Below are 19,316 nucleotides of genomic sequence, written 5' to 3' on the forward strand. Positions count from 1 at the left end.
CCACTGATCAGTGGCGGCCGCCATCCGGGCCGCAACCGGCCCCAGTCCGGCGCGGCGTCGGCGTACGCGGCCATGGCCGGGATGCGGCGGGCCTCGGCCGGCCGCCCGGCGACGTGCTCGGCACCCGCCGGAGGACACACGCCGCCTCAGGCGCCGCCGAGTCCGGCCGACTCGTCGCAGGCCTCGGAGGGCTCCCCCGTGAGCAGGGCGGCACCGAAGGCGCGCAGACGGGCCATGGTGCTCTCGTCCGGCACCTCCTGGCGGGCCAGCGACTTCTTGATCTCCCGATAGACGGCGGTCTCCAGACCGCAGCGACGGCAGTCCTCCACATGGGCGGCGACACGGCGTGCGGTGGCCTCGTCGGCCTCGCCGTCCAGGCAGGCCTGCAGCACCCGGGCCACTTCCATGCACCTCATCCGGCGGTGCGCCGCCCCGCCCCGATGCCCGATCACATCTTGCTCCTCTTCGGCTTCGGTGCGAGTCCGGCCGCCGCGAGCTGGGTCCTTATCCGCTTGCGGGCCCGGTGCAGCCTGCTCATCACGGTCCCCTCGGGTACGTCGAGCACGTCGGCGGCCTCTCCGTAGCTGAGCCCGCCGATGTCCACCAGGCGTACGACCTGCTGGTGCTTGTCCGGCAGAGCGGCCAGTGCGGCGCCGACCACCTCGTCGAAGCTCTCGCCGACCACCAACTCCTCCGGCGAGGCCACGATGCCGGTCGAGGTCAGCCGGTCCAGGTCGGTGTCCGGGTCGTCGAGGAGGTAGGGCCTGCGGCGGCGGTGCCGATTGATCTCCGCCCGGCGCATGATCGTCAGCAGCCAGGCGCGCGGATGCTCGCCGTCGAACCGGTCTATCGCCTTGTACGCGCGCAGCAAGGTGTCCTGCACCAGGTCCTCGGCGTCGGCGGGCTGCGCGGTCAGCGTCATCGCCACCCGCAGCAGCACCTCCACCTCGGGCAGCACGAACTCCGCGAACGCCTTGTCCCGCACCTCCGGCGGCTGCGCCACTGTGTCTCCCACTGACTGGAAACCCCCCGGGACAACCGGAGCATTCCACGGAATGAGGTACGTCCTAACGCGGGTTTCCGGTGCATGACGAAGCAGAATGCCCCGCGACCGTGCCACCTCTGGGCGGAGTGCCGGGAGAAATTCCGCCATCTGCGGCTGCGCGGCGCGGTCGGGGCGTACGCGGACGGACAGCTCACCGGAGCGCGGCACACCCTCGTCGCGGCCCATGTCGCCCGCTGCTGGGCCTGCAGTGGCGAACTGCTGGCCCTGCGCCTCATGAAGGCGTCGGTACGCGGCTCTCCGCACCGGGCACCGACCTCGCTGGCCGAGGTCCGGATACGCCGCTTCGCCGACCGCATGGCCCGCACTCCCCCACCTCGGACACCTCGGAGCGGCTGACCAAGCGTCCCCGGCACCCCGGAGACGAGGAACAGGAACCATGCCCACTCACACCCCCGCGTCCGAACCCCGTGAGAGCGTCGGCGCGCTCACGGCGGTGGCCGCCGCCGTACGGATGATGTGGTGCTGCGCGGGACCGCTGATCCCCGGCGGGGCCGGGCTCGCTGGCACGGGCGGGGCGCTGCACAGCACATGGCCGGTCACCGTCGGGGCGCCGATCGCGGGTGAGGCGGTCGCCGGGGTGTGGTTCCTGTCCCGCCCTCGCTCCACGGCCCGCACTTCGGTGTGGGTCTACACCAGAGTGAGCGTGGTGCGGGCGTTCCTCGCCGTCCAGGCGTACGCGCACCCGTTTGTACCCCTACCCGCACAACCCCGCATACCCACGTCGGCCATCCCGGTCGGCCACACCGCACCTGGAAAGCAGGAAGAACAGGATCGATCATGAGTAACGTCGCCCTCATCATCCTCGCCGACACCGAGAGCCACGCCGACCTCGGCAGGGCCTTCAACGCCCTCGTCGCCGCCAAGGAGTTCAAGGACGGCGGCGACAACGTGCGGCTCGTCTTCGACGGCGCCGGCACCAGGTGGCCCGGCGTACTGTCCGACACCGAGCACCCGGCACACGGCGTGTACGAGGCCGTGTCGGATGTCGTCACGGGTGCCTGCGACTACTGTGCGAAGGCGTTCGAAGCCGAGGAGAGCGCCCGCGCCGCGCACGTCCATTTGCTCGACGAATATGAAGGTCACCCCAGTATCCGCCGACTCGTCGCGGACGGCTACCAGGTGATCACTTTCTGATCGGCGCAGGGGTCAAGGTGTGGTCAAGGTGTTGTGTCGCTGCGGCCGAACGGTTTCCGGTGACGCACCACAAGAGCGCCCGCGACCGCATCCCCCAACCGCTGCCGTTGCGGAGAGCGGAGCATGACGATCAGGCCGACCAGGCCACAGGCCAGCCCGTCGGCGAGCAGCAGCAGTGCGCGCAGGAGAGTCGTCTTCGTGGTCAGCGGTGCCCCGTCAGCCCTGACGATCCGGATGCCGAGCAGCCGCATGCTCCAGGTCTGACCGGTCTTCACCGGGCGCAGCACCCAGTACCAGTACAGCGTGAGCACTCCGCACAGGAGTCCACCAAGCACCGCCCAGGCGGTGCCGCCGCTGTCGCTGTGCCGGCCGAGGTGGAGGAGCAGTGCCAGCGGCAGCGCGACGAGCGACGAGAACAGGGCGTCCAGGACGAACTGCGCTATGCGCCCCCCCCACGACATCGGTGTCGGGCTCCTCAAGAGCGCGCAGTGCCGTAGCCATCGTGCCTCCTGGTACGCCGGTGATCCGGTGTCCCCAGGGTCCACGCCGTCGGCTGCCGTAGCTCCCTGGAGCAGCCGCGTGGGTGACGTCGGCAGTCACCGGAACACCGGCAGTCGAACGCCTCCCCCGACCCGGCGGCGCAGCCGGGTCGGGGGCCAGCAGGTCGACGCGCCGGTAGCCGATCCGTACGAGGCCGTCGTGCTCGAAGTCCTTCAGGACCGGTTGAGGGTCGGACGGCGCAGGCCGAGCATGGCCGCCGGCGTCGTCTGCGCGCAGGAGACCGTCCACTACGGCCTCGGCAGCCTGCTGAGCTGGATCCTCTGACGTCCGGGACGTCACGCCGGGTTTCCTCGGACGCGTGGGAGAGGGAGGGGCGGTGCGCGGTCTTCCTCCGGACAGCGGGCGAGGGCGCTCACCCACCGGGTATCCGATCGTGCCCGTCGGCCGGACCGGTGTGCAGCAGGGACTCCCCGAACTCGCGCAGCCGCGTCAGCGCCAGGGTGTCGGGCCGCTCCTGCCGGGCGAGTGAGTTCTTGATCTCGCGGTAGAGGTCGGCCTCCAGCCCGCAGTCGCGGCAGTCGTCCAGATGCGCCGCCACACCGCGGGCGGTGACCTCGTCCGCCTCCCCGTCCAGATAGGCCTGCAGGACGCGGACCACCTCGGCGCAGCCCATCCTCCGCTCCACCGTGCTCCGTCGTCTCGGCCACAGCCTCATCGTCCACCTCGCCTCGGTCCCGGTCCGGCCGCCGCGTCGACATCACCGCCCGCTGAACGGCAACTCCGGCGCCCGCGGGCACGGACGGCCACCGCTCGGGCACGCTCACGCCGGAACCGGGCGGTCCGCCCCAGGCTCCTGGGCGCGCTCGGCGCCCCGCTCACCGCCTCAACAGCCGACCTCGACGCCTGGCGACAGCCTTCCCAACCCGGAAACCCGCCGACGGCGCTTCCACATTCCCTTCCGTTCCGTCGCCTCATTCCCTTCCGTTCCATCTCCTCCAGAAACGGCACGGGGCGGCACGGGGCGGCACGGGTATCGGCGACCGACGCGGTGGCCGCGCCGCGCACACACTGACCGTGTCGTGCAGTGCCTGCTGCCGGGAACACCTGCAACAGCGCCGCGTCCGGCGGCATCGGCGGTATCGACGGCAGACATGACACGCGATACCTCCCCATTCGAGACCGCCGGGTGCGGCCTGGGCGCCCATAACGCCCACGCCCGGTCAGGCCGGACGGGCAGCACGCGTGGAACGGGCACGTCACGGGCACGCCGACTCGCCCGAACCTGCCGGCCGGGGGCTGGGCGTTCAGGCCCCCGGCGTCTGCTCCCCCTCATCCTCCCGGGCGCCTTCCCCCTGTCCGCCGTCGCGCAGCAACGCCTGGCCGAAATCGCGCAACCGGGCCACCACGTCGGCATCCGGCTGGGCCTGGCGGGCGAGCGCGTTCTTGATCTCCCGGTAGGTCGCGACCTCCAGTCCGCAGCGGCGGCAGTCCTCCAGATGCACCGCCACCCGACGAGCGGTGACCTCGTCGGTCTCCCCGTCCAGGTACGCCTGCAGGACCCGGGCCACCTGCATACAGTTCATCCTGCGCTCGGCCGGCTGTCTCCGCCTCGACCACATGCTCACCGTTCACCTCGTCCCGGCAGAAGCCCGGCCGTCGCAAGCCGGGCGCGAATGCGCCTGCGCGCCCGGCGCAGTCGGCTCGTCACGGTCGCTTCGCTCATGCCCAGCAGCCCGGCCGCCTCCACGTACGACAGACCGTCGATGTCCACCAGGCGTACCACCTGCCGGTACCTGACCGGCAGAGCCGCCAGGGCGGTGTCCACCACCTCGTGAAACGTCTGCCCGACCAGGGGCGGTTCCGCAGACTGCCCGGAAGTGTCCGCCGACGAGTGGCCAGGACCGGCATCCCCGCCAGCCAACAGGTGGGGTCCGCGGGCGCGATGCCGGTCGGTGTCTGCCTGGTGCATGAGGGTCAGCAGCCAGGCCCGAGGCTGCTGCCCGTCGAACCGGTCGAACGTCTGATACGCGCGCAACAGGGTGTCCCGCACCAGTTCCTCGGCATGGTCCGGTCGCGCGGTCAGCGTCGTCGCCACCCGCAGCAGCGTCTCCACTTCGGGCAGCACGCACTCCGCGCACTCCTCCGCCCGCTCCGTCCGGGCGCGCGGCAGCCGTTCCTCCACGATGACGGAAACCCTTCGCTCCTGAGCCAGCATTCCACTCTTCCCCTGGGAGGCGGGAATCCGCCCTCGGGGTCCTCAAGACAGGCGCACCTGATCGCCGCGGAGACCGCGGCGGACCTGGTCTTCCTCCTGAACCGGCTGATCGAGACAGCGGACGAGACACCCGACGAGACACCCGAAATGTAAGCAATGTAAGCGCGGTCACATTTCTGGAGGAGTGCCGCTCATAGCGTCGAAGCCGAAGCGGTATCCAGGTCGACGGACGCGAAGGAGAGGAAGGAGAGGAAGGAAAGGGATGACATGACAACGACGATGCAGGTTTCCCCGAAAACGGCGGTCATTCCGGCACACGCGGTCTGGGGCGCCGCGGCCGGCCTGGTCGGCGGCATCGGCATGGGCATCTGGATGTCGGTGTCCAAGCCGATGATGGACACCGCGATGATCAAGATGGTGGCTGGACTGCTCGGCTCCGACAGCGCCTTCGCCGGCTGGCTGATCCACCTCGCCGTCGCGCTCTCCGCCGGACTCGCCTTCGGCGCGCTCCTGGGCCACTGGGCACAGGAAATGATGCCCGGGGTCGCACTCGGGCTGGTGTACGGCGTGGTCTGGTGGGCCTTCGGCGCACTGTGGATCATGCCGGCGAACATGGGCATGCCGGTCTTCGAGTGGAACGCCGTCACCCGGTCCAGCCTCGGCGCCCACCTCGTCTTCGGCCTGCTGCTCGGGCCGGCCTACTCGTGCATCGCAAAGGTGATGGGCAAGCAGGGGCAGAAGGGATGAAAGCGCGACCAGCAGGAATGCCCTCAGTGCCGCGTCAGCGTCGCCACGCGTCGCATCACCTCGCGGCAGAACGCTCCGACTCCGTCCGGGTCGTCGATGAACTGGTTCGGCTTGATACAGAAGGTGGTGAAGCCCTCCTCCAGCTGTTCCGGCAGGGAGGCGAGGGCCGCGCCGAGGTCGGCCGGTGAGTGGTCGTCGGGGAAGACGGCCTGCGTGCCGCCGATCAACTCCAGGTCGGCGACGTCCCGCCCGGCCGCGGCCATCGCCTCCTTCAGCGTGTGCAGGTCCTGGGGAGTCGGCCGGCCGAGCGGGTGGAAGCCGTGACCGTACTCGACGAGACGGCGCAGGACGGGGCCGTGCAGCCGCTGGCCGCCGAACCACAGCCGAGGGCCCTCGGGGCGGTACGCCTTGGGCTCGAAGTACACGTCACGGAACGGGTAGTGCTCGCTGTCGTGGGAGATCGGCGACGGTCCCCACGCCTTCGCCCAGATCGCCAGGTGCTCGTCGAGGAGTCGGCCGCGCTTGCCGAACGGCACGCCCAGCGCGTCGTACTCGTCCCTGCTCCAGCTGACCGTGGGCTGGACGACCAGCCGTCCCTCGCTGATCAGGTCGAGGGTGCCGAGTTCGCGGGCGAGCAGCAGCGGGTGCCGCAGCGGGGCGAGGACGGCAGCGGCGGCGAGCCGTAGCCGCTGGGTGACCGAGGCGATGGCGGCGAGCAGGAGGAGGGAGTTGGGCCAGGGGGTGTGGGGGTCCTGGTTGCCGGGGAGGGCGTAGGCGCGGGGGTTGCCCATGATGCCGGTTGCGGCCGCGTCGGGGCCGAGGACGATGTGTTCGCTGACCATGACCGCGTCGAAGCCGGCGTCCTCGGCCTCGCGGGCCCAGCGCACGGCGGCGGGCAGGTCGGCCCGGCCGCCGGTCAGCGTCCAGTTCTCGCTCAGGACGAGCAGCATGCGGGGGTGGGGTGCCATCTCGGGGCTCCTCGGGGCTCGTTGGTGACGGGATCAGCGCTCGTGGACCACGCGGCCGTCGAACACGGTGAGGTCCACCTGGACGTCGGTGATGTCGTGTGGGTCGAGGGCGAGCAGCGGGCGGTCCAGGACGCACAGGTCCGCCGCCTTGCCCGGCTCGATCGTGCCCTTGAAGTCGTCGGCGAAGTCCTGCCACGCCGGGGTGGCGGTGTAGGCGCGCAGGGCCTCGGCGAGCGTCACGCGCTGCTCGGGGCCGCTCGTCCGGCCGCTGGCCTTGGACTCGCGCAGCATCATCGCGGCGACGCCCTGCCTCCAGTCGGGCTCCGTGATCGGCGCGTCGGAGCTGGCGCACACGCGGACGCCGGCCTCGATCGCGGACCGTACCGGCCACTGGTAGGCCGAGCGCTCCGGGCCGACGACCTCGTCCATCAGGTCCGAGACGGTCCACTTGATGGCGGGGTTCATGTTCACGCCGTAGCCGTGCTCGGCCAGCACGGCCAGGCTGCCGGGGCCGATGAAGTCGCCGTGGATGACGTAGTGGCGGGCGTCGGGTCGGGGCGCGGCCGCGTTGGCGGCGACGAAGGCGTCCACCACCGTGTCGATGGCCCGGTCGCCGGTGACGTGCACGCCGAGCTGGAAACCGGCCTCGTGCGCGAGCCCGATCATCTCGCGCAGCTCCTCCACCTGGAGTGCGGGAGTGTCGCCGTGCACACACAGCGCGCCGTGGCCGCCCTCCGGGTACGGCTCGCTCATCCAGGCCGTGCGGTTCGGCGGCACCCCGTCCGCGAAGATCTTGACGCCGATGGCGTTCAGCCGGCGCGGGTCCGCCGACGCCGGGCGGCGCAGCTCTTCCAGTCCCTTGCGTACGTCGTCGGCGGAGCCGCCCATGGGGGCGGGCAGCAGGAGGACGCTGACCCGGGCGTCGAGTTCACCGGCCGCCGCGAGTTCGGCGTACGCGGTCCAGTTGTCGGTGCTCAGGCCGCCGAAGAGGGTTCCGGTGCCGCCGGGGCCGAGGCCGGGTTCGGTGTAGCTGGTGATGCCGCGTGCGTGCAGTTCGCGGACCACGCCCTGGATGGCCTGGCGGCGCTGGGCGATCGTCGGCGTGGGCAGGGCCGCCTGCACGAGCCGCTGGGCCGCCTCGCGCAGGATGCCGGTCGGCTCCCCGTCGCCGTCGCGGTCGATGACACCGCCCGGTGGGGGTGTGCTGCCCGCGTCGACGCCGCACCGGCGCAGGGCCTCGCTGTTGGCCCACACCATGTGCGAGGAAAAGTCCGTCAGGCAGACCGGGTGGTGCGGGGCGACGGCGTCCAGGTCGCGGCGGTGCGGGAAGCGGCGCGGGTCGGCCAGGCACTCCGCGAGATAGCCGGGGTCCCAGCCGAGGCCGACGATCCACTCGCCGGGGCGGGCGGCCCGTACCTCCCGTCGCACCACGGCGGCGATGTCGGCGATCGAGCCCACGGCGGGGTGGCCGACGTCGATGGCGAAGGGCGGCTTCGTCATCCCGTAGGCCGCCCCGTGCAGATGGGAGTCGTTGAGGCCGGGCAGGACGGTCCGGCCGCCGAGTTCGACGACCCGGGTGCCGGGGCCGGCCAGGGCGCGCATCTCGGCGTCGCTGCCCGTGGCGAGGATGTCCCGGCCGCGTACGGCGACGCCTTCGGTGACGGTGAAGTCGCGGTCGACGGTGAGAACCTGACCGCCGGTCAGGACGAGGGTGGGAGCGGTGCCGCTCACGGGGACCTCTTTCGACGGAGGGAAACGGGGGGAACGGAGCGGTCAGCGCGTCGCGCGGGGCGCGAAGTACGCCAGTGCCGCGCCCGCCACCAGGGCGGTGCCCTGGGCCATCTGCTGCCAGAAGGTGGGCACGTTCAGCAGTGTCAGGCCGTTCTGCAGGCAACCCAGGAAGAGCACGCCGAGCAGGACGCCGAGGATCGAGCCGGAGCCGCCGGTCAGCGCGACGCCGCCCACCAGCACGGCGGTGAGCACGGCCAGTTCGAACCCGGCGCCCGAGGTCCCGGCCACCACACTGTCGAGGACCGACGCCTTGATGGCCCCGGCCAGGGCCGCCGCGATGCCCGTGACCACGAACAGCATGAAGGGCGTACGGCGGATGTTGATGCCGGACAGGTGCGCGGCTTCCCGGTTGACGCCGATGGCGAACACGTGCCGTCCGGCCGGGGTGAGCGCCAGGAACAGGGCGCCCGCCGCGAGTACGGCCGCGGCGATGACGACCGGGGCGGCGATGCCGGCGATCCGCGCCCCGCCCAGCCAGGCGAAGTCCGTGCCGAAGCCGCTCAGCGGCAGCGGGAAGAGCTGCTGCGCCAGCCCTCGTACGGCGGTCAGCATGCCGAGCGTCACGATGAACGCCGACAGGCCGAAGTGGCAGCACAGGACGCCGTTCACCGCGCCCACCGCCGCCCCGGCGGCCAGCGCGCCCACGACGGCGACGACGGGTGACTGCCCCTGCCCGGCCAGCCAGCCCGCGACCAGCCCGCCGAGGGCGAGGGTGGAGCCGACCGACAGGTCGAGGTAGCCGCTGATGACCAGCAGGGCCAGCGGTACGGCGACGATGGCGAGGGTGGCGGCGTCGGTGGCGATGCCGCGCAGGTTCGCCGGGGCGAGGAAACTGCCCGTGGACAGCTGGAACGCCAGCACCATCGTGGTGAGCACGGCGATGAGCGGTTGGCGCCGTATCGCGGTCAGTCCGCCCGTGGCGAGGACCCGGGGGCGGGTGAGGACGGCGTCGGCGGTGGTCATGCTGCTCCTTCGGCGGGCGGGGTCGCGGTGGCGGCGTCGCTGTCGGTGCCGGGGTGCGGGTGCGGGACGGGGCCACCGTCGGCACCCATGGGCGGCTTCGGGGTGGCGCCGTCGGTACCGGCGTGCGGTACGGAGGCCGACGCGGTGCTTCTGTCGGCGTCGGCCCCAGCGCCCGCGCCGGTGCCCGTGTCGGCGTCATGGACGGCCGACAGCAGGGCCTGTTCGGTGAGTTCGGTGCCGGACAGTTCGCCGACGACGTGACCGGCGGCGACGATCAGGCAGCGGTCGGCGAGTGCGACGACCTCCTCCGGGTCACTGGACGCGAACAGCACGGCCGTGCCACGGTCGGCGGCGAGCGAGGACACCACCCGGTAGATCTCCTGCCGGGCGCCGACGTCGACGCCCTGTGTCGGCTCGTCCAGCAGCAGGACGTCCACGTGCCGGGCCTCGTTGATCCACCGGCCGAGGAGGAGTTTCTGCTGGTTGCCTCCGGAGAACGCGGCGGCGGGCAGCCGGGGCCGGGCCGGTCGCAGCCCCACGGCCTCGGCCAGCGCGCCGAACACACGGCGCTCGGCGCCCAGCGCCCGTATCCCGGACCGGGCGAGGGGACGGATCGACGGCAGCAACGCGTTGTCCTGCGCACCCAGCACCGGGAACAGGCCCTGTCCGCGCCGGTCGGCCGGGACGAGCGCGATCCCGGCGGCGAGCGCCTCGGCGGGCCGGGTCGGTGCCACCGTCCGGTCGCCGACGCGGATCGTGCCGCCGGAGGCACGGCGCCTGCCGAACAGGGTCTCCAGCATGCGCGTACGGCCGGAGCCGATGAGCCCGAAGAGACCGACGTGTTCCCCTTCGGCGACCGTGAGACTCACCGGCCCGAAGCCGGGACCTCGCAGGGCCTCCACGGCGAGACGGGGAGGGCCGGCGGACCGTGCGGGTTCGCGCGTATCCCCTCGGCGGGTGTCCCGGCAGGTGTCTCGACGGGGGTCGGGGGGTGTCCCGCTCGGCTCGCGGGAGGCCGGTTCGTACGTTGCCGGTTCGTACGGATGCTCGCGGACGGTCTCCGGTGACCCGCCCGCGCCCGCGCTCGCGGGCGCGGCGGCTCGCTCGTGCGGACCCAGCCGCCCGGACTCGCGCGGAGCCGACTCCCCGGACTCGCGCGGGTGCTCGCCGGGGCTCTCCCCCGTCTCCCCCGTCTCCCCCGTCTCCCCCGGCGGCCTTCCCGCGATGGCCTCGACCAGCTCGCGCCGCGTGTGCCCCGCGACCGCCGAGTGGTGAGTGACCCGCCCGTCCCGCAGCACGGTCACCGCGTCCGCGAGCCGTTCCACCTCCGACAGCAGGTGGGTGACGTACACGATGGCGAGCCCCTGCGTGCGCAGGTCCTCGACCCGCTCGGCCAGGGCGTCGCGCTCGGCCCCGGAGAGTGCCGCGGTGGGCTCGTCCAGCACCAGTACGGACGCGCTGCGGCTGAGCGCCTTGGCGATCTCCACCAACTGCCGCTGTCCCATGGGCAGATCGCCCACCCGGTCACGCGGCGAGCAGGTGGCCGCGACCCGCTTCAGCAGCCCGGCGGCGACCTCCTCCTGCGCCCGCCGGTCGATACGGCCGTACCGGGTCCACTCCTGGCCGAGAAAGATGTTCTCGGTCACCGTGAGCGCGTCGACCACGCTCAGCGTCTGGAAGATGATCGCCACGCCCGCGTCGATCGACTCGCGCGGGCTCAGCCGGGTGTACGCCTTCCCGCCGACCTCGATCGTGCCCGCGTCCGGCGGGAAGGCGCCGCCCAGGCACTTGATGAGGGTGGACTTGCCGGCGCCGTTGTGGCCGAGCAAGGCGTGGACCTGTCCCATCGGCACGGTCAGGTCCACGCCGTCCAGGGCCCGCACCCCGCCGAAGGACTTGCTCAGCCCGCGTATGCGCAGGTTCACCGGTGTCATGACATGCCCCTAGGCGTTCAGGCGTTCTGGGCGAGCAGGTCGTCGATCGTCGCGGTGTCTCCCGGGCCGACCATGGAGATCGGCACCTGGGCGCTGGGGTTCGCCTTGCCCGCGGCGACGGCGCGCGGCACGTCGACGATGGCGTTCGCGATGTCGTCGGGCGCCAGGGCGGCCGAGGCCCGGTAGAAGGTGCCCTGTTTGATGGCGAGGAGGGAGGGCGCCGCGCCGTCCTGCCCGCCGACGAAGGTCCTCGCGTCGTCCTTCTTCCGCCCCGCCTGCTGGAGCGCCTTGAAACCGCCGTAGGCGGCGGCGTCCGTAACGCCGAGGATGATGTTGAGGTCGGGGTGTCTGGCGAGGATCGCGTTGGACTTCGCCAGCGCGGTGTCCGGGTCGATGGCCTGTTCCCGGGCGACCACGTCCACACCGGGCGCCAGCTCGGTGAAGGCGTCGACCATGCCCTTGGTGCGCTCGCGGCCCAGCTCGATCGTGCTGTCGGTGAGGAAGGCGATCTTGCCCTTTCCGCCGAGGTTCTCCTCGGCCCACTTGGCCGCCGCCTCACCGAGCAGGGTGCCGCCCTTGCGGAAGCTGAACTGGATGTCGGCGCTCTGGTGCTCCAGCGAACCGCCGTACGTCACCCAGATCAGCCCCGCGTCCAGGGCCGTCTTGGCGATCGGTTCGGCGGCCTCGAAGACCATGGGGAACGACACGATCGCGGGCACCTTCCGGGCGACCCACGTGTTGAGGTTGGTGGCCTGCGTGTCGGCGCTGGCCCCGTCGTTCGTCGTCAGCAGGGAGATGCCGTGCTGCTTCGCGGCGGCGGTGGAGAGCTTGACGAGCGTGCTGTAGAGGGGGAGTTGGGTGAACGGGTAGTCCAGGCCGATCTTCGTCAGGCGCGTGCCGACCGAGGCGGAGGGACCGGCCGAGGTCGACGCGCTCTGCGGCGCCGAGCAGCCGGCGGCGGTGAGCGCGGTGGCCGCGACGGCGGCGCCGGAGTAGGCGAGGAACTGTCTGCGTGAGGCCGAGGGGACGGCGGCGGACCTGCTTGTGTTCATGGCGGGCTCTCCGAGGGGCGGGCCCGCTTCCGGCGGGCGTCCGGCTGTGCCGAACTGGGTCCGGCTGTGCCGAACAGGAAAGACCTCGGCGCCCCGCTCCACCATCCGTACAAATACCGACTCGGCGAGTTCCCCCCGGTCGGTCTTCCCTACGTCGGTCTTCCCTACGTCGGTGTTCCCCCCGTCGGCGGGGGATCTCCATCGCGTCACGAAGCGGTGAACGCCTTGTCCGGCACGGACCACGCCCCTATCGTTGGGGCCCAAACGACCATCGTGGTCCCGAGCCGCTCCCCGGAGGCTCGCAATGCTCAGCCACCACCAGATCGCGGCGGCCACCCGCATCGGCATGCTCACCCGCGAACACGACACCGCCTCGGCCTGCGACGAGGCCCTGCGCGAACTCGCCCACGCCCTCCCCCTGGACGCGGCCACGCTGCTCGCGCTGGACCCGCTGACCGGCGCCCACCGCCAGCTGGCGGGCATCGGTTACTCGGCCGAGACCTCGCAGGCCCTGGCCGAGGAGTTCGTGACGACGCCGTGGTACCGCAATGTCGTACGGCGGGAGCTGCCGCCGTCCATCTCCGCGGACGCCGAGGACCCGGAGGAGTTCGGACCGCGCTTCCGCCAGGGCTGGTTCTACGCCGAGCGGGTCCGCCCGGCCGGGATCCGCGACGGAGTGACCGGAGCCCTGCGGCACGGCAACCGCCTGGTCGGCCTGGTGCACCTGTCTACGGAGAGGCCGGACGCCTACGACGCCGAGGCGCGCCACCTGCTCGCCTCCGTCATGCCGGCCCTCGCGGCGCTCGCCGACCCGGTGGCCCGCGCCGCCGGCCGGCACGACCTCCCCGCGGACGGCAGGGCGAGCCTCGTGACTGCTGACGCGGTGATCGACCTGCCCGGCCGGGAACGTCCCCGGGTGCTGCGGGACGAGGAGGTGCACAGCCTGCTCCGCGCCTTCGCCGGGACGGCCGGACACCGGGTGCGGCTGCTGTGGCCGACGGAGGGCACCTGGTACCGCGTCGCCCTCCTCCGGCACCGGCCGGGCCCGGGGATCACGGCGGACGCGGTACTGATCCACGAGACGCCCACGGAACTGCCGTACGGACTCAGCCCGCGGGAGCTGGAGGTGCTCACCCGCGCGGCCACGGGACAGACCAACCGGGCCATCGCCCAGGCGCTGTTCCTGTCCCCGCGGACCGTGCACAGCCACATCGAGCACATGCTCCGCAAGACCGGCGCCGCCTCCCGCGCCGAGGCCACCGCCCTCGCGGTCCGCGACGGCCTCCTCCGCCCGGCACCGGACCACCTCGCGTTCTTCGTCGAGCGCTGAGCCGGCGGAAGCCTCTGGGCGGCCGAGCCGCTGAGGCAGGCAGCCGAGTACTGCCCGGCGTCCGCCCGGCGTGCGGCACTCGGCGCTTCGTACAATTTGGTTCCGAACGACACCTGGGAACAACGACACCCGGGAAACACAGAGACGCGGCGCACCACGCCTCAAGCGTCGAAGGAGCGAGCCCATGCCCGGCCAACGATCGATCGCCGAAGCCGAGAAGCTGGCCGCGGCCAAGCTCGGTGGCTTTCCGCTGCGCCGGGAGCAGATGGCCGCAGTCGCCAACATCTACCGTGCCGCCTCGGCGGTCCGGCAGCACCTGGAGAACTCCGTCCTGCGCGGCGCCGATCTGACCTGGACGGCCTTCGTGGTGCTGTGGGTGGTCTGGGTCTGGGGCGAGTCGGAGACCCGGCATGTGGCGGAGGAGGCGGGCATCTCGAAGGGGACGCTCACCGGGGTCTCGCGGACGCTGGAGCGGCGGGGCCTGGTCCGGCGGTCCCCGCACCCCACCGACGGCAGGCTGGTGCTGCTCAGCCTCACCGACGAGGGCGAGGCGCTGATGCGGCAGGTGTTCCCGGCGTTCAACGACGAGGAAGCCTTCGTCACCGAGCGGCTCAGTGCCGAGGAGTGCCGGGGCCTCGCGGAGACACTGCGGCAGGTGGTGCTCCAGGTCGAGGAGCACGGTGAGGAACGCCGCCTCACCCTCCTCGACGGCGCCCCGCCGGCGCCGCGCCGCAGCGGACGCCGGCCGAAGGACTGAGTTCCGGGTGGTGGCAGGTCAGCGTCCGTCACCGGCGGCGCGTACGAGGGCGTCGAACAGGCCCTGCTGGGCGGGGTCCTCGTGCGCGGTGTCCTCGGGGTGCCACTGAACGGCCGTGAACCAGCCCGGGGTACCGGGGAGTTCGAGCCCCTCCACGGTGCCGTCCGCCGCGCGTGCGGTGACCGCGAGACCCGCTCCGGTGCGGTCCACCCGCTGGTGGTGATAGCAGGAGACGTCCGTCTTCTCCACGCCTGTCGCCCGCTCCAGCAGGGTGCCGCGCCGGACGGCCACCGGGTGCACGAGATGGCGGTGCTCGCGCTCCGGTCCGCCCATGTCCTGCTCCAGCGTTCCGCCGAGGGCGACGTTGACGACCTGCAGGCCGCGGCAGATGGCGAGCAGGGGCAGGCCCAGGTCCAGTGTCCGGCGGGCGACTTCGAGGTCGAAGGCGTCCTGGAGGTCGTCGACGTCGTACACGCTGTCGTGGGCGTCGGTGGCGCCGTAGCGGTGCGGGGCCAGGTCGCCGCCGCCGGGAAGGAGGACGCCGTCGAAGCGGGCGAGGCGGGCGGACACGTCGGTGGCGGCGGGGTCGGCCGGGTGGATGGTCGCCGGTTCGCCGCCCGCCCGCCACACCGCCTCGATCAGCGCGCGGGCGCCGACTTCGGCGGCGTAGCGCAGGGCGGACGTGGTGGCGGAGAAGCGGGCCGGGACGGCGATCAGAGGTCGTGGGGACGTCGTCACAGCTGGATCCAGGTCGTCTTGAGCTCGGTGTACTTCTCGATGGCGTGTACGGACTTGTCGCGGCCGTTGCCGGACTGCTTCATGCCGCCGAAGGGCACCGTCAGGTCGCCCTCCTCGTAGCAGTTGACCCAGACGGTTCCGGCCTTCAGGGCCCGGGACACCTGGTGGGCGGTGGACAGGTCGGAGGTCCACAGGCCCGCGGCGAGGCCGTACTCGGTCGCGTTGGCCAGTCGTACCGCCTCGTCCAGGCCGTCGAAGGCGAGCACGGACAGGACGGGGCCGAAGATCTCCTCGCGGGCCAGCCGCATGCCCGGGTCCACCCGGTCGAAGACGGTCGGCTCCAGATACGTGCCTCCGGTGGCCGTGAGGGTGCGGCCGCCGCCGTGGCGCAACCGTGCCCCCTCGTCACGGCCGGCGGCGATGTGCTCCAGTACGCGGCCCAGGTGGCTCTCACCGGCCAGAGCGCCCATCTCGGTGGCGGGGTCGAGGGGGTCGCCGACGCGCAGTTCCCTCGCCCGCCGTACGACGGCCTCGGTGACCTGATCGGCGACGGAGGAGTGGACCAGCAGCCGGGAGGGCGCGGTGCACATCTCGCCCTGGTTGAAGAAGATGCCCCAGGCGGCGGTGGCGGCGGCCTTCTCCAGGTCGGGGGCGTCGGGCAGGACGATGTTGGGTGACTTGCCGCCCAGCTCCAGCCAGACCCGTTTGAGGTTGGAGTCGGCGGCGTAGTGCAGGAAGTGGCGGCCGACGGCGGTGGAGCCGGTGAAGGCGAGGACGTCGACGTCGGGGTGGAGTCCGAGGGCGCGTCCGGCCACCGGTCCGTTGCCGCCCACCACGTTGAGCGCGCCGGGCGGGAGTCCGGCCGCGGTGGCGATCCGGCCGAGCAGGAGGGCCGACAGCGGGGAGTTCTCCGACGGCTTCAGTACGACCGTGCAGCCCGCGGCCAGCGCCGGGGCGACCTTCCAACTCGCCAGCGTCAGCGGGAAGTTCCAGGGCACGACCGCGCCGACGACCCCCGCCGGCTCCCGGGTGACCAGGGCGAGGGCGTCCGGCGCGGTGTGCGGGGACTCGTCGGTGAGCTTGTCCGCCAGTTGCCCGTACCAGCGGAAGGTGCTGATCGCGGCGCGCAGTTCGATGGCGTACGCGTCCGTGATGGGCTTGCCCATCTCCAGGCTGATGGCCAGCGCCAGTTCCTCGCGCCGCTCTTCGAGGAGGTCGGCGAGACGGACGAGGACCCGGCCCCGCTCCGCGGGCGCCAGGCGCGGCCACGGCCCGGAGTCGAAGGCCCGCCGCGCGGCGGCGACGGCCGCGTCCACCTCCGCGGCGCCGCCGTCGGCGACCTGTGCCAGCACCTGGCCGTCGCGGGGCGAGACGGCGGCGTACGTCGCCCCTGAGCCGGGTTCGTCGGCACCGTCGATGTGGTGCGCGCCGGACACCTCCAGGGCCTTGGCACGGCGCAGCCACTCGTCGTGGGTGATGTCCAGCATGCGCGGCCTCCAGGTCACGGCACCAAAATTATGTTTGGAGTCAAACGATATGTAGACGAGGAGGGCGCCACAAGGGCTCCGACGCAGAAGCAGACATGCCGTTTGAGGCCGTACGATCGCCGTACGCACTCGTGATCCGGCACGAGCATGCGACAGAGCCCGCGCTGACGGGAGACCAGCTCACCGAGCGCGGATACGACCTCCCCCTCGGCACTACGACCGCTGCGCCTACCGCCCGGCACCCCCACCGCGCGAAGCGGCCGGGCCCCCGCCAGGCCCCTTCGCGCGGTGGAGCTCAGGTGTCGGCCGTCGCCCTGCCACGGGTCAGCCGGGCGGCGGCGACCCCCAGAATCAGAACGGCCGGAACGGTGAGTGCGAGCCAGACGGCGGTGGCCCGGTCGCCTCCGATGAGGGTGGTGAAGTTGGCGACGATCAGCCAGACCGCACCGATGACGCCGAGTGCGCCCAGCGCCGGAGCGATCAGCGTGTTCCAGGGGCGGGTGTCCAGACGCTCGCGCCGGAAGAAGGCGATCACGGAGACCGAGGTCAGGAAGTACATCAGCATGATCCCCAGGACCGCCACCGAGCTGAACCAGGAGAACAGGGTCAGCACCGGGTCCTTGCCGGCCAGCGCGAAGGGGACCACCAGCAGGGCGGCGATGCCCGTCTGGACGAGACCGGCCACGCCGGGCGAGTGCCGGCGGTTGATCGACGACAGCCTCCGGGGCAGGAGCCCGTTGCGGCTGAGCGAGAACAGATAGCGGTTGGCGGAGTTGTGGAAGGCGAGAATGCCGGCGAAGAGCGAGGTGGCCAGCAGGATCGGCAGGACGTCGTTCACCCAGGCCCCGAACTGGGCGGCGACCGGGGCGAAGACGAAGGCCGTCGAGTCACCGCTCTCCAGCGCCGCACCGGCGGCCGCGCCGGCCTTCGAGGCACCGTGGGCGGAGATCAGCATCCATGAGGTGAAGGCGAAGAAGCCGGTGACGAGGGCGACGGCCAGATACGTGGCCCGGGGAACCGTCTTGCGGGGCTCACGCGCCTCCTCGCCGTAGATGGCCGTGGCCTCGAAACCGACCATCGACGCCACGGCGAACATCAGCGCCACACCCGGCGCCCCCTCCAGGGCGGCCCCCAGCGAGAAGGACTCCGTGAAGGCGAGCCCCTCCGGCCCGCCCCCCTTGAAGAAGGTCACCAGGGAGAAGGCGGTCAGGATGCTGAACTCCGCCAGGACGAAGACGGCCAGCACTCTGGCGCCCATCTCGATCCCCGCGGCCCCCAGGACCTGGACGACCGCCATGGTGACCAGCGCCCAGACCCACCACGGCAGGTCGAGGCCCGTGTGGCCGGTGACCAGACCGCTCACGATGGCCCCGTACAGCCCGTACATGGCGGCCTGGATCGCGCAGTAGGCGAACAGGGCGACCCCGGCGCTGCCGATGCCGAGCGGCCTGCCCAGGCCCTTGCCGATGTACGTGTAGAAGGCACCGGCGTCCACCACGTGCCGGCTCATGGCCACGTAGCCGACCGCGAACAGCAGGGTGATCAGACCGGCCGCGAGATAGGCGACGGGCACTCCGGGCCCGTTTCCGATGCCGACGGCGATCGGGACGGCGCCGCCGACGCCGGTCAGCGGCGCCTGGGCGGAGAGAACGAAGAAGAGGATGCCCAGGACGCCGAGGGAGTTGGGCTTGAGCTTGCCTGCGGTGGAGGCGTCGGCCGCGGTCTGGTTTCCGACCGCCGTCTGACTGTCCACTCGAATCACCTGCCAGAGGGGAGAGGGCTTCGTTTCAGGCCAAACGAGTTGCCCCATAGTGGGCTGGAACTATCCGTCTGACAAGGGGCTGCGAGAGGTTTCTCGCGGCACGTGCGGTTCCTTACGGGTCCGTGACCTCGGCGAGACGCGGCCCGCCCTCGGTGCAACACCGCCCGGCCACGGTGCAACACCGCCCGGAGCCCACCCGCACGGAGCCCGTCAGCCGTGCGCCCCGGCGCCGTCCCCGGCGACGGTCCCGGTGCCCTTGCCGTCCGCGTCCCCGTCGGCTGCGAGCGACCGCAGCAGTGAGCGCAGCTCCCCCACGGCGGCGTCGGTGCTCTCGGGCTCACCGAAGACGAGCTGGTGGAGTACGAGGCCGTCGAGGGCGGCGAAGACCAGCCGGGTCAGGGCGCGGTTCGCATCGCCGGGGAGTATGCGGTTCAGCTCGCGCTCGGTGGCGTCGAAGTACTCGTCGTACAGGGCGCGGATCTGCGGCAGCAACTCGGGCCTGCGGCGCGCTTCGAGCAGCAGCTCGTACTGGAACGCCTGGGTGCCCGGGTCCTCCGTGACCATGTCGGACAGGCCCACCGAGAAGTCCGCGACCTCGCCGGTGCCCGGTTCGAGCGCGCTGGTGCTCAGCGAGGTGCGGATCGTGTGGGCGAGGGCCTCCTCGATCAGCGCGTCGCGTGAACCGAAGTGGTGCACGACCAGCCCGTGGGTGACCCCGGCCTCCTCGGCGACCGCGCGATAGGTCAGCTTGCGCAACCCGCCCCGCGCCACCACGCGCACCGCGGCGTTCAGCAGGGCCTCCCGCCCCTCCCCGTACTGCAGGCGCTTGCGCGGCCGTCGGCCGTTGGAGGCGTCCGCGGAGTCGGTCATG

22 protein-coding genes are annotated in these 19,316 nt (G+C 72.1%); 7 read left to right on the forward strand and 15 right to left on the reverse strand.

The window, feature by feature from the left end; all coding sequences use genetic code 11:
* Positions 1–146 precede the first annotated feature (146 nt).
* Positions 147–452: an anti-sigma factor family protein gene (locus tag ACWD3C_RS07070; protein ID WP_451140926.1), complete on the reverse strand. Its 306-nt coding sequence runs from the start codon at positions 450–452 to the stop codon at positions 147–149.
* A complete protein-coding gene (locus tag ACWD3C_RS07075) occupies positions 449–1,003 on the reverse strand; it encodes an RNA polymerase sigma factor (RefSeq protein ID WP_451140928.1) in 555 nt (184 codons plus the stop codon). The genes ACWD3C_RS07070 and ACWD3C_RS07075 overlap by 4 nt, the downstream gene beginning before the upstream one ends.
* 84 nt (positions 1,004–1,087) lie before the next feature.
* On the opposite strand from ACWD3C_RS07075, the gene ACWD3C_RS07080 reads away from it, so the two are divergent.
* Genes ACWD3C_RS07080 through ACWD3C_RS07090 form a run of 3 tightly spaced genes read left to right on the forward strand, consistent with a single transcriptional unit; the run spans position 1,088 to position 2,200 of the window.
* Complete coding sequence (locus ACWD3C_RS07080; RefSeq protein ID WP_451140930.1) at positions 1,088–1,402, forward strand: anti-sigma factor family protein; 315 nt, start codon at positions 1,088–1,090, stop codon at positions 1,400–1,402.
* A 40-nt stretch (positions 1,403–1,442) separates the two neighbouring features.
* A complete protein-coding gene (locus tag ACWD3C_RS07085; protein ID WP_451140932.1) occupies positions 1,443–1,847 on the forward strand; it encodes a hypothetical protein in 405 nt (134 codons plus the stop codon).
* A complete protein-coding gene (locus tag ACWD3C_RS07090; protein ID WP_451140934.1) occupies positions 1,844–2,200 on the forward strand; it encodes a hypothetical protein in 357 nt (118 codons plus the stop codon). The genes ACWD3C_RS07085 and ACWD3C_RS07090 overlap by 4 nt, the downstream gene beginning before the upstream one ends.
* Positions 2,201–2,223: 23 nt before the next feature.
* On the opposite strand, the gene ACWD3C_RS07095 is transcribed toward ACWD3C_RS07090, so the two are convergent.
* Positions 2,224–2,661, reverse strand: coding sequence for an RDD family protein (locus ACWD3C_RS07095; protein WP_451140936.1), 438 nt, complete (start codon positions 2,659–2,661; stop codon positions 2,224–2,226).
* A 118-nt stretch (positions 2,662–2,779) separates the two neighbouring features.
* On the opposite strand from ACWD3C_RS07095, the gene ACWD3C_RS07100 reads away from it, so the two are divergent.
* A complete protein-coding gene (locus tag ACWD3C_RS07100; protein WP_451140938.1) occupies positions 2,780–3,025 on the forward strand; it encodes a hypothetical protein in 246 nt (81 codons plus the stop codon).
* Between the two features lie 88 nt (positions 3,026–3,113).
* Here the strand turns inward: ACWD3C_RS07100 and ACWD3C_RS07105 are convergent, their stop codons facing one another.
* The 3 genes from ACWD3C_RS07105 to ACWD3C_RS07115 all read right to left on the reverse strand — a co-directional run bounded on the left by ACWD3C_RS07105 (position 3,114) and on the right by ACWD3C_RS07115 (position 4,916).
* Positions 3,114–3,374, reverse strand: a complete 261-nt coding sequence (locus tag ACWD3C_RS07105; protein ID WP_451140940.1) for an anti-sigma factor family protein — start codon at positions 3,372–3,374, stop codon at positions 3,114–3,116.
* A gap of 631 nt (positions 3,375–4,005) precedes the next feature.
* A complete protein-coding gene (locus ACWD3C_RS07110) occupies positions 4,006–4,275 on the reverse strand; it encodes an anti-sigma factor family protein (protein WP_451140942.1) in 270 nt (89 codons plus the stop codon).
* 47 nt (positions 4,276–4,322) lie between these two features.
* Complete coding sequence (locus ACWD3C_RS07115) at positions 4,323–4,916, reverse strand: RNA polymerase sigma factor (protein WP_451140944.1); 594 nt, start codon at positions 4,914–4,916, stop codon at positions 4,323–4,325.
* A gap of 267 nt (positions 4,917–5,183) precedes the next feature.
* Between ACWD3C_RS07115 and ACWD3C_RS07120 the strand changes: the two genes are divergently transcribed.
* Positions 5,184–5,663 (forward strand): hypothetical protein, encoded by a 480-nt coding sequence (locus ACWD3C_RS07120; RefSeq protein WP_451140946.1) that lies wholly within the window; start codon positions 5,184–5,186, stop codon positions 5,661–5,663.
* Between the two features lie 23 nt (positions 5,664–5,686).
* Here ACWD3C_RS07120 and ACWD3C_RS07125 read toward each other — a convergent pair whose 3' ends face one another.
* From ACWD3C_RS07125 to ACWD3C_RS07145, 5 genes are read right to left on the reverse strand one after another with little or no spacing between them, the layout of a single operon-like run.
* Positions 5,687–6,631 (reverse strand): LLM class flavin-dependent oxidoreductase, encoded by a 945-nt coding sequence (locus tag ACWD3C_RS07125; protein ID WP_451140948.1) that lies wholly within the window; start codon positions 6,629–6,631, stop codon positions 5,687–5,689.
* A gap of 33 nt (positions 6,632–6,664) precedes the next feature.
* Positions 6,665–8,362 carry an amidohydrolase gene (locus ACWD3C_RS07130; RefSeq protein ID WP_451140950.1) on the reverse strand — a complete coding sequence of 566 codons (1,698 nt, stop codon included), beginning with the start codon at positions 8,360–8,362 and terminating at the stop codon, positions 6,665–6,667.
* Between the two features lie 42 nt (positions 8,363–8,404).
* Positions 8,405–9,385 (reverse strand): ABC transporter permease, encoded by a 981-nt coding sequence (locus ACWD3C_RS07135; RefSeq protein ID WP_451140952.1) that lies wholly within the window; start codon positions 9,383–9,385, stop codon positions 8,405–8,407.
* Entirely contained in the window at positions 9,382–11,319 is a 1,938-nt protein-coding gene (locus ACWD3C_RS07140; protein ID WP_451140954.1) for a sugar ABC transporter ATP-binding protein, read from the reverse strand. The genes ACWD3C_RS07135 and ACWD3C_RS07140 overlap by 4 nt, the downstream gene beginning before the upstream one ends.
* Positions 11,320–11,336: 17 nt before the next feature.
* Positions 11,337–12,371 (reverse strand): sugar ABC transporter substrate-binding protein, encoded by a 1,035-nt coding sequence (locus ACWD3C_RS07145; protein WP_451140956.1) that lies wholly within the window; start codon positions 12,369–12,371, stop codon positions 11,337–11,339.
* A 304-nt stretch (positions 12,372–12,675) separates the two neighbouring features.
* On the opposite strand from ACWD3C_RS07145, the gene ACWD3C_RS07150 reads away from it, so the two are divergent.
* A complete protein-coding gene (locus ACWD3C_RS07150) occupies positions 12,676–13,701 on the forward strand; it encodes a response regulator transcription factor (protein WP_451140958.1) in 1,026 nt (341 codons plus the stop codon).
* 184 nt (positions 13,702–13,885) lie between these two features.
* Entirely contained in the window at positions 13,886–14,458 is a 573-nt protein-coding gene (locus ACWD3C_RS07155) for a MarR family winged helix-turn-helix transcriptional regulator (protein ID WP_451140960.1), read from the forward strand.
* 18 nt (positions 14,459–14,476) lie between these two features.
* Here ACWD3C_RS07155 and ACWD3C_RS07160 read toward each other — a convergent pair whose 3' ends face one another.
* The 4 genes from ACWD3C_RS07160 to ACWD3C_RS07175 form a co-directional block, all read right to left on the reverse strand.
* Positions 14,477–15,196 carry a gamma-glutamyl-gamma-aminobutyrate hydrolase family protein gene (locus ACWD3C_RS07160; RefSeq protein WP_451140962.1) on the reverse strand — a complete coding sequence of 240 codons (720 nt, stop codon included), beginning with the start codon at positions 15,194–15,196 and terminating at the stop codon, positions 14,477–14,479.
* Entirely contained in the window at positions 15,193–16,683 is a 1,491-nt protein-coding gene (locus ACWD3C_RS07165; protein WP_451140964.1) for an aldehyde dehydrogenase, read from the reverse strand. The genes ACWD3C_RS07160 and ACWD3C_RS07165 overlap by 4 nt, the downstream gene beginning before the upstream one ends.
* 295 nt (positions 16,684–16,978) lie before the next feature.
* The gene (locus ACWD3C_RS07170; RefSeq protein WP_451140966.1) at positions 16,979–18,436 is read right to left on the reverse strand and encodes an APC family permease; all 1,458 of its coding nucleotides are present in this window, start codon (positions 18,434–18,436) and stop codon (positions 16,979–16,981) included.
* A gap of 219 nt (positions 18,437–18,655) precedes the next feature.
* A complete protein-coding gene (locus tag ACWD3C_RS07175) occupies positions 18,656–19,315 on the reverse strand; it encodes a TetR/AcrR family transcriptional regulator (RefSeq protein WP_451140968.1) in 660 nt (219 codons plus the stop codon).
* Position 19,316 lies beyond the last annotated feature (1 nt).

Source organism: Streptomyces sp. NPDC002845, from assembly GCF_053591955.1.

Bases quoted from the DNA above. Each gene is read 5' to 3' on its own strand.
- ACWD3C_RS07080 (WP_451140930.1), top strand. From the start codon at position 1,088: ATGACGAAGCAGAATGCCCCGCGACCGTGCCACCTCTGGGCGGAGTGC.
- ACWD3C_RS07085 (WP_451140932.1), top strand. From the start codon at position 1,443: ATGCCCACTCACACCCCCGCGTCCGAACCCCGTGAGAGCGTCGGCGCG.
- ACWD3C_RS07090 (WP_451140934.1), top strand. From the start codon at position 1,844: ATGAGTAACGTCGCCCTCATCATCCTCGCCGACACCGAGAGCCACGCC.
- ACWD3C_RS07095 (WP_451140936.1), bottom strand. From the start codon at position 2,661: ATGTCGTGGGGGGGGCGCATAGCGCAGTTCGTCCTGGACGCCCTGTTC.
- ACWD3C_RS07105 (WP_451140940.1), bottom strand. From the start codon at position 3,374: ATGGGCTGCGCCGAGGTGGTCCGCGTCCTGCAGGCCTATCTGGACGGG.
- ACWD3C_RS07110 (WP_451140942.1), bottom strand. From the start codon at position 4,275: ATGCAGGTGGCCCGGGTCCTGCAGGCGTACCTGGACGGGGAGACCGAC.
- ACWD3C_RS07115 (WP_451140944.1), bottom strand. From the start codon at position 4,916: ATGCTGGCTCAGGAGCGAAGGGTTTCCGTCATCGTGGAGGAACGGCTG.
- ACWD3C_RS07120 (WP_451140946.1), top strand. From the start codon at position 5,184: ATGACAACGACGATGCAGGTTTCCCCGAAAACGGCGGTCATTCCGGCA.
- ACWD3C_RS07125 (WP_451140948.1), bottom strand. From the start codon at position 6,631: ATGGCACCCCACCCCCGCATGCTGCTCGTCCTGAGCGAGAACTGGACG.
- ACWD3C_RS07135 (WP_451140952.1), bottom strand. From the start codon at position 9,385: ATGACCACCGCCGACGCCGTCCTCACCCGCCCCCGGGTCCTCGCCACG.
- ACWD3C_RS07140 (WP_451140954.1), bottom strand. From the start codon at position 11,319: ATGACACCGGTGAACCTGCGCATACGCGGGCTGAGCAAGTCCTTCGGC.
- ACWD3C_RS07145 (WP_451140956.1), bottom strand. From the start codon at position 12,371: ATGAACACAAGCAGGTCCGCCGCCGTCCCCTCGGCCTCACGCAGACAG.
- ACWD3C_RS07150 (WP_451140958.1), top strand. From the start codon at position 12,676: ATGCTCAGCCACCACCAGATCGCGGCGGCCACCCGCATCGGCATGCTC.
- ACWD3C_RS07155 (WP_451140960.1), top strand. From the start codon at position 13,886: ATGCCCGGCCAACGATCGATCGCCGAAGCCGAGAAGCTGGCCGCGGCC.
- ACWD3C_RS07165 (WP_451140964.1), bottom strand. From the start codon at position 16,683: ATGCTGGACATCACCCACGACGAGTGGCTGCGCCGTGCCAAGGCCCTG.
- ACWD3C_RS07175 (WP_451140968.1), bottom strand. From the start codon at position 19,315: ATGACCGACTCCGCGGACGCCTCCAACGGCCGACGGCCGCGCAAGCGC.